This is a genomic window from Aminobacter sp. HY435 (assembly GCF_027568395.1).
Lineage (GTDB): Bacteria > Pseudomonadota > Alphaproteobacteria > Rhizobiales > Rhizobiaceae > Aminobacter.
This window is the reverse complement of sequence record NZ_JANKZL010000018.1, coordinates 23,551-29,651: the sequence shown is the minus strand read 5'-3', so window position 1 is coordinate 29,651 and position 6,101 is coordinate 23,551. Positions and strand designations below refer to the sequence as shown.

The 6,101-nt window shown below is 62.5% G+C and carries 7 protein-coding genes; 2 read left to right on the top strand and 5 right to left on the bottom strand.

The genetic code is table 11. From position 1 onward, the window contains the following. Positions 1 to 139 precede the first annotated feature (139 nt). Together PCJ21_RS21700 and PCJ21_RS21695 are read left to right on the top strand one after the other, a co-directional pair. The gene (locus PCJ21_RS21700) at positions 140 to 772 is read left to right on the top strand and encodes a hypothetical protein (RefSeq protein ID WP_269933512.1); all 633 of its coding nucleotides are present in this window, start codon (positions 140 to 142) and stop codon (positions 770 to 772) included. Positions 773 to 1,307: 535 nt separating this feature from the next. Next, positions 1,308 to 1,646, top strand: coding sequence for a hypothetical protein (locus tag PCJ21_RS21695; RefSeq protein ID WP_269933511.1), 339 nt, complete (start codon positions 1,308 to 1,310; stop codon positions 1,644 to 1,646). A gap of 204 nt (positions 1,647 to 1,850) precedes the next feature. On the opposite strand, the gene PCJ21_RS21690 is transcribed toward PCJ21_RS21695, so the two are convergent. The 5 genes from PCJ21_RS21690 to PCJ21_RS21670 form a co-directional block, all read right to left on the bottom strand. Further along, entirely contained in the window at positions 1,851 to 2,603 is a 753-nt protein-coding gene (locus PCJ21_RS21690) for an ATP-dependent Zn protease (RefSeq protein ID WP_269933510.1), read from the bottom strand. A gap of 76 nt (positions 2,604 to 2,679) precedes the next feature. Next, positions 2,680 to 3,018, bottom strand: a complete 339-nt coding sequence (locus tag PCJ21_RS21685) for a DUF6634 family protein (RefSeq protein WP_269933509.1) — start codon at positions 3,016 to 3,018, stop codon at positions 2,680 to 2,682. A 93-nt stretch (positions 3,019 to 3,111) separates the two neighbouring features. Beyond that, entirely contained in the window at positions 3,112 to 4,884 is a 1,773-nt protein-coding gene (locus tag PCJ21_RS21680) for an AAA family ATPase (RefSeq protein ID WP_269933508.1), read from the bottom strand. After that, positions 4,881 to 5,177, bottom strand: coding sequence for a hypothetical protein (locus tag PCJ21_RS21675; protein ID WP_269933507.1), 297 nt, complete (start codon positions 5,175 to 5,177; stop codon positions 4,881 to 4,883). Before PCJ21_RS21675 ends, PCJ21_RS21680 begins: the two co-directional genes overlap by 4 nt. Before the next feature lie 406 nt (positions 5,178 to 5,583). Next, positions 5,584 to 5,772, bottom strand: coding sequence for a hypothetical protein (locus tag PCJ21_RS21670; RefSeq protein WP_269933506.1), 189 nt, complete (start codon positions 5,770 to 5,772; stop codon positions 5,584 to 5,586). Between the last annotated feature and the right edge of the window lie 329 nt (positions 5,773 to 6,101).

Sequence of the window (6,101 nt, the reverse complement as noted above, 5' to 3'; positions counted from 1 at the left end):
CTTCTCCAAGTTGAAGTCCCAGCTCAGGGCACGCGCCATTCGAACCATCGACGGCCTTTGGCAGGCGATCGGCGACATCTGCACACTCTACCCGCCAACCGAATGCCAGAACTACTTCAAAGCCGCCCGATATGTCTGAATGTCCACCGCTCTAACCGTTAAGGACGTCGTTGAGACTGTAAACGGCTGGGCGATCGAAATACGCCCTAATGCAATTCGTAGGATCAAGAACAGTCAATCTATCCGCACTTTGCCTGTTCCAGACGAGGTGTTGCGACTCGGCTTCCTGCCCTATGTCCGGGCCATCCGCGATCTCGGCTACAGCGCACTCTTTCCGGAACTTTATGCTCCGACACTAGACAATGATGGGGGTGACAGATTCTACAAGGACTTCATGCCCTTGGTCCAAGGAAGCGAAATGGCTGGTCAAGACGTATGGGCTCGTTTCCTGCATGCGCTTCGACACGGTAACGCCGATACCCTGAAGCAAAAGCACGTCAGCATCGAAATCATCGACGACATTTCCGGACGTCTGAGTCGTGGAGAGACGAGCGTTCGCTACACCAACGCTGCGGGGCTGCCACTTGTCCGCTCAGCTCTGGCAAACTATCCGACGGTGACGGGGCATCTTGAGCCGCAACCACTTCAGCTCTTGCCCTGGGTCGCCAAGCGTCAGTCACCGCCCTGGGCGGGGCGCTCAAGGTCCCAGAGGCTCGCCGACGCTCGGTCTGTACGCTCAGAACGGGCCAAGACCCGCAGGAAGTTGGATTGACAATTGGCATGATTGCCGGCGTTGGAGCGAGCCAGGCAAATCTGGCTGCGGCTGTACACGAGCGGCCATTCGAAGCTGCTTTCCGGTAACAACTGAGGGAACAGCGGCCATCTAGACCATTCGTCCAGTTGCTTGAGGCGAAGCGCCGTGCCTGGGTTGCTACGACGTGGACTTGGCACCGAAATGACGGCGCAGGCGCGGTGACACCCCGCCACTAATGAAACGGCCGATTGCTACTGGTGGCGCCAGCTCTTGCGCTGGCGCCACCACCCCACAAGCCCCTTGGAAGGCTCCCACAAATGATGCCGACGCTTGGACATGTTCACTCAACGAGGCGGCAGGTCGGCTCACTTCCCCGGCAACTCGAAACAAATCAGAAAAATTTGTGCTATTCCGATTCAGATTCCGCGATCTGACATTCAGGAAACCGAGGAAACGATTCAGAACTCGATAACATCGTTACATCGCAAACGGCGTTTGTCGCTTGCTTGGTCACAGCCGATCATTGTCCTGCACCATGATGAGGAGGATGACGATGGCGCGGAGAGACGAGAGACTGGAGAGGCAGCGGATTTATCAGCGCGAGTACCGAGCGAAACGCCGGGAGGAGCGCGCTCCCGATCGCGACGATATCGCGAGAGCCATGCTGCACTACATGATCGTGAGGGCGCAGCAGCGCGGCAGCGATCGATTGCTGGACAGGGTCTTCGCGGAGGTGTCGCGACTACTGGTGGACCAGGGCTTCAGTGCCGAGGCAACGCGAGCTTCATGGGCTAGCTTGCTCGAGCGCTATGAAGATGGCTGGGATTTTTTCCCGAAGCCGCATTTGAAGCGACACGAGGTCGATACCGCAGGCGATGGAAACGGCGGCTGACCCCGTGCTGCCCCCCGCCCGGTCATGTTGTCGGACCTGGCGTGCGATGACCCGTCACGTTCCGACTTCACGAAGGCGCGGCGGCATGGCTTGTCATGCGGCCGCGCCTTCCTGGGCACGGTATCGCTGCCGCAAACGGCGTTTCCATGGCCTGCTCGTTCTCCCCCCATTACTTCGTCAAACGGCGTTTTCGGCACCACCGATTCAAGACTCGATATTTCCGTTACAGCCGATGTCCGACATCAGCGCAGCGAGCTCATTTCCATCGAGCGTGCCGACAGTCATCAGCGCATCGGCGATCTGCTGGACTGAGGGACGATGGCGCCGGATAAGCTCCCGCGCCTGACGATAGGCGTGTTCGAGCCGGTCGTTGACACGGATGGCGAGGTCGCTGCCATCCCCCAGTTGGGCAAACTTTGCCTCAACCTGCCTGTGCAGCAGCGGCATATGCCTAGAGAAGCCCAAAGTCGTCTCCATAGCCAAAGTTAGCTCGGTGGCCAGGCCGAGGTCGCTGCGCGGTGAACCGCCGGCACCGGCCGACACGCTGCCCAGAAGCTCCTCTTCCGCGGCGCGACCGGCCAGCTTCGTCACGATCTGGGCCGTAATGCCCGCTTCACTCTGAGCTACGAGACTGTAGGTCTCGCCTTCGACATGCCCACCTTGCGGACCGTCGATTGTGACGGTCTCGATCCGGGCCGTGCCGAGCGTCAGATGGGCCACGACATGGCCGGCTTCATGGATCGCCATGCGCCGCCGCAGGGTCTCGGGCCGGACTGGCTTGCCAGCGGCAAGCCCAGCCTGCAGATCGGCAAAGCTCAGTCGGCGGCGTTCGCGGCGCGCCTTCTGGCGCGCTTCACGCACGATCCTCTCGACATCGGCGCCGGTCAGCCCGCTCGCCTGGCGCGCGAGGGTATGCAGCACCGCCTCGGTGCCAGGATCAATGGCATGCTCATGCATCGACTGTCTTTTTCTCCGTGCGTTTGCCTCGGTTCGTTCTCATCAAATTCTTCACCATTGGCCCGCCTCTTGCCCTCTAGGAACTAGATCTGGCACCGCCTGGGCGACCAAGGCGATAGAAGCGCGAGCGCGTCCGCGCCCAGGATTGGTCGTGGGCGACGAGCACGAGGTCCGACGTTGCGATCAGCCGGCCAGTGCCGGTGAGGATCGGGTGACCTGACGACAGGCCGGCCAGATGGGGAACGGAGCGTTCGGCAACGATCCAATGGTCGAGGATCGGCGCTCCGGCAGCCAGGTCCCTGGGGTCGGCGCCATTGCGGATTTTCTCCATATCGGCAGCAAGAGCGATCAGGCGGTCGGTCTCGCGCTCGAAACGAGGGTCATAGGGGCCGCTCTGTGAGTCGAACATCAGCATGGGTCAGGGACACTCCTGTGCGATAGACATCGGTTGGTTCAGTGGGTTGTCGTGTCTTCTTGGGCGGGATCAGCGGGCCGCGCGCGAGCTTGCTCAAACCGCAGTGCTGGCGACGATGGTTTCGAGATCGTCGCCGAGCTGATGGCGCAGGATGCCAGCCAGGGCTGCGATGCCCGGTGGCGGGATGTCGACGTGTTTCTCGAGCCGACCCGAGCGCAGCAACGCCGGGTCGATCAGTTGCGGACTGTTTGTCGCCGCGACAACGATGACGCCCGGCGCTTTGACGGCGCCATCAAGCAGCTCCAGTCCCCTGTTGACGATCGATGTCCAATATTGATCCCATTCGCCACGCTGTTCACGACGGCCGATCCCGTCGATCTCATCGATGAAGACAATCGCCGGCTTCATGGCTTCCGCTTCGGCAAAAGTTGCGCTCATGCGCCTGAGCGCATCGCCCAGATATCCCGGCTCCAGCCATGTCGCCACGGACGTTGCGACCAGCGGCACTTGCAGGGTGTTGCACAGAGCGCGGGCGAACATCGTCTTGCCGGTGCCTGGCGGTCCCGACAGCAGGATCCTGGTGCTCATCTCATTCCAGGCGAGCTCGCCCGACCGCCAAAGCTCGATGTCCTCCTTGAGCGACATAGCCCATTCTGCAGCCTCGCCATAACCGGCCAAGGTTTCGATGCGGGGAAGGAACCGATCGGATGTCGCACCGCTTGGCACACGGGGCTGGATCACATCGGCACCACTGCCTGACCCACGGCCCGGCTTGCGCTTCACCAGACCGCCCGCGGTAGAATGTCCCGCACTCGCTGTTCCGCCCGCTTCCTGCTTCGCCCTGACGCGCCGGCGACCGAGCTCGCCGAGCAGTTCGAAGGCGCGGGCCGGCGACTGGCCCGGACGGATGGCGAGCGCGAGGTCTGGAAGCGAAAGCGCCGCCGCATGCCCCGGATCAAGATGACCATCGTGACGCGAGCCCAGGACGACGAGCATCGTGTTCATCACGATCTCGGGTGTCAGCGATCCGCAATCGAGGTGAACAGCGGCGACCCGTCGCAGAACCTCCGGGATGACCCGACCGCGTTCGGAGATACCGATGATCGGATAACCGCTCTCGGCGGCGAAGCCGAGTTGACGCTCTCGCCAGTCGCCGTCGTCGTCGAGCTCCGAGGCTTTGAAGATGATTGCATGCCATCTTGGATCTTTGGCTCGCGAGAAGCGCAGTGACCCCGATCGCGACAGCTCGCTGCCCTCACAAACAGCGACCCGCGCTGGCGCAATCACACCGCCCGCGAGCAGGCCCAGGAAGGTCTCCTCGAAGCCGTCGACCTCGGCCGTCACCGTGACCATCGGCGACAGCGTCGAAAGAGCTGCTGCGATCTCCGCCGGCGGCAGATCATTTTTGCAGGCAGCATGCGCTATCAGCAGCGCAGCCGCGACATCGCCGGCCCGCAAAGGCATGGCGGAGGCTCGAACGGCGTCAAGGAGCGCACTTGCCTGGTGCTCAAGCCGAGAGTTGATCTTGCCATCGGCAACGGCCTGCGAGGTCCCCTCGCCGCCCCGGCTTCCCTCGCCGCGCAACTTGACCGACGTGGTGCGGAAGAAATCGTCGCTGTCATCGCTGCGCCTGGCTCGCCCGGCAGCGCTGCTGCGACGGATCATCCGCAGCACTTCCTCCGCTGATGTCCCCGAGACCAGGGGGCCAACAGCAAAACCGCGCGGGCCGGCACCAGCCCCAAAATCTGCCCGATCTTCCGGAAGCACACGCAGGATGCCGCTGGCGACCGCGTCGTGGACAGCCTCACTGGCCGCCCGGCGTCGGAGCCGGCCGACAAGATATCTCGCAAGACGCGCCTCCATCATCGGCCCCCCTCCTCCGCCGACGACTGCTCCCTCAACTCCAGCAGCCCGAGATCGGCAAGCCACGCCGCGACCGATTGGCATGCCGGATCGCCTGCCTCAACAGCTTTGGTCAGGCGCTCGGTGACCGAGGCTGGCAGCGGCACGCCATGCGTGAGCGCTGAACGAGCGAATTGAACGGCAAGGCCAACGACGACAGCCGGATCGTCGGCTGCCTTCACGCGGCAATGGCATGACGTCAGCAGCCCTGCCCGGGCCAACCGTGCGCATTCCGGGCTGTGGCCGAGCAGCTCCAAGACAGTCTGGACAGAGCTGCCCCTATGTCCCGAAGTGCTCAGGGCAGAGACAGCGCCAGCCTCTGCGGTACTCGGGACCGGCTGCTTGCCAAGACCAGACAACGCTTGGCGGATCAGGTGTCGATCACGGGACGACCGGCTCGCGGCGGTGCCGATGAGGTCACTGACTGGCGACGGAGACGCGGCAATAGAGCGCTGCGGCGGATTGTTGGAATGAGGCTTGGACAAAGACAAAAATCTCCCGCCCGCGGCGGAGCAACGGGTACAGTTGGAACAAGGATGGTGGGTTGGTGGCGACGGCGCGGGGCGCGGCAGGCAATTCAGATCTATCGATCGGCCTGATGTCAGAGCCCCATCTCAGGCAAACTTTGCCTGAGATGCAAAGGCGGGCGTCGCCCGATGGGCGCTACCAGCAACTGACCGGGATGATCAGACACTCATAGTGATCGCGCGATCGCGCGCCTGCCGAGCCAAGGAGGCCGCCCAGGCTGACCGGTGCAGTTGCCTCGCTGAACAGAATCGAATCGACGTCGACCGGTCCGCCAAACAGCTCGGGGGCTTTGCCGTTCGTGTATGCTGAGATAGTGGTCTTCATAGCCCTGCTCTTCCTTTCCAAGGGATCTGGGTCAGGCCTTCGATGGTGTTGCAACCACCCTCGAAGGCCGTCTTGCCGCGGCTCATTACCGACGCAGACTCATCCTGGCAGGATCCGCGGGAGATCTGAGCCCTAAAAATGCACACCCGACAAAAAGAGCGATCGTTAGGTTAAGAATGGGCTCTCATGACCATGGGCTCGGCCGAGTACCTCGCAGTGCTACCGCCTCAGGCAGCCAACGCGGTCTCGACAGGCTCCGTATTCCCCAAAGCAGATCGGCCCGGAGAACCGGGCCGATCTGGCCTGAAGTGTCGAGATGACCAAGACGG

Excerpts from the sequence above, each read along its gene's own strand:
- PCJ21_RS21700 (WP_269933512.1), top strand. The coding sequence starts at position 140 with ATGTCCACCGCTCTAACCGTTAAGGACGTCGTTGAGACTGTAAACGGC.
- PCJ21_RS21695 (WP_269933511.1), top strand. The coding sequence starts at position 1,308 with ATGGCGCGGAGAGACGAGAGACTGGAGAGGCAGCGGATTTATCAGCGC.
- PCJ21_RS21690 (WP_269933510.1), bottom strand. The coding sequence starts at position 2,603 with ATGCATGAGCATGCCATTGATCCTGGCACCGAGGCGGTGCTGCATACC.
- PCJ21_RS21685 (WP_269933509.1), bottom strand. The coding sequence starts at position 3,018 with ATGCTGATGTTCGACTCACAGAGCGGCCCCTATGACCCTCGTTTCGAG.
- PCJ21_RS21680 (WP_269933508.1), bottom strand. The coding sequence starts at position 4,884 with ATGATGGAGGCGCGTCTTGCGAGATATCTTGTCGGCCGGCTCCGACGC.
- PCJ21_RS21670 (WP_269933506.1), bottom strand. The coding sequence starts at position 5,772 with ATGAAGACCACTATCTCAGCATACACGAACGGCAAAGCCCCCGAGCTG.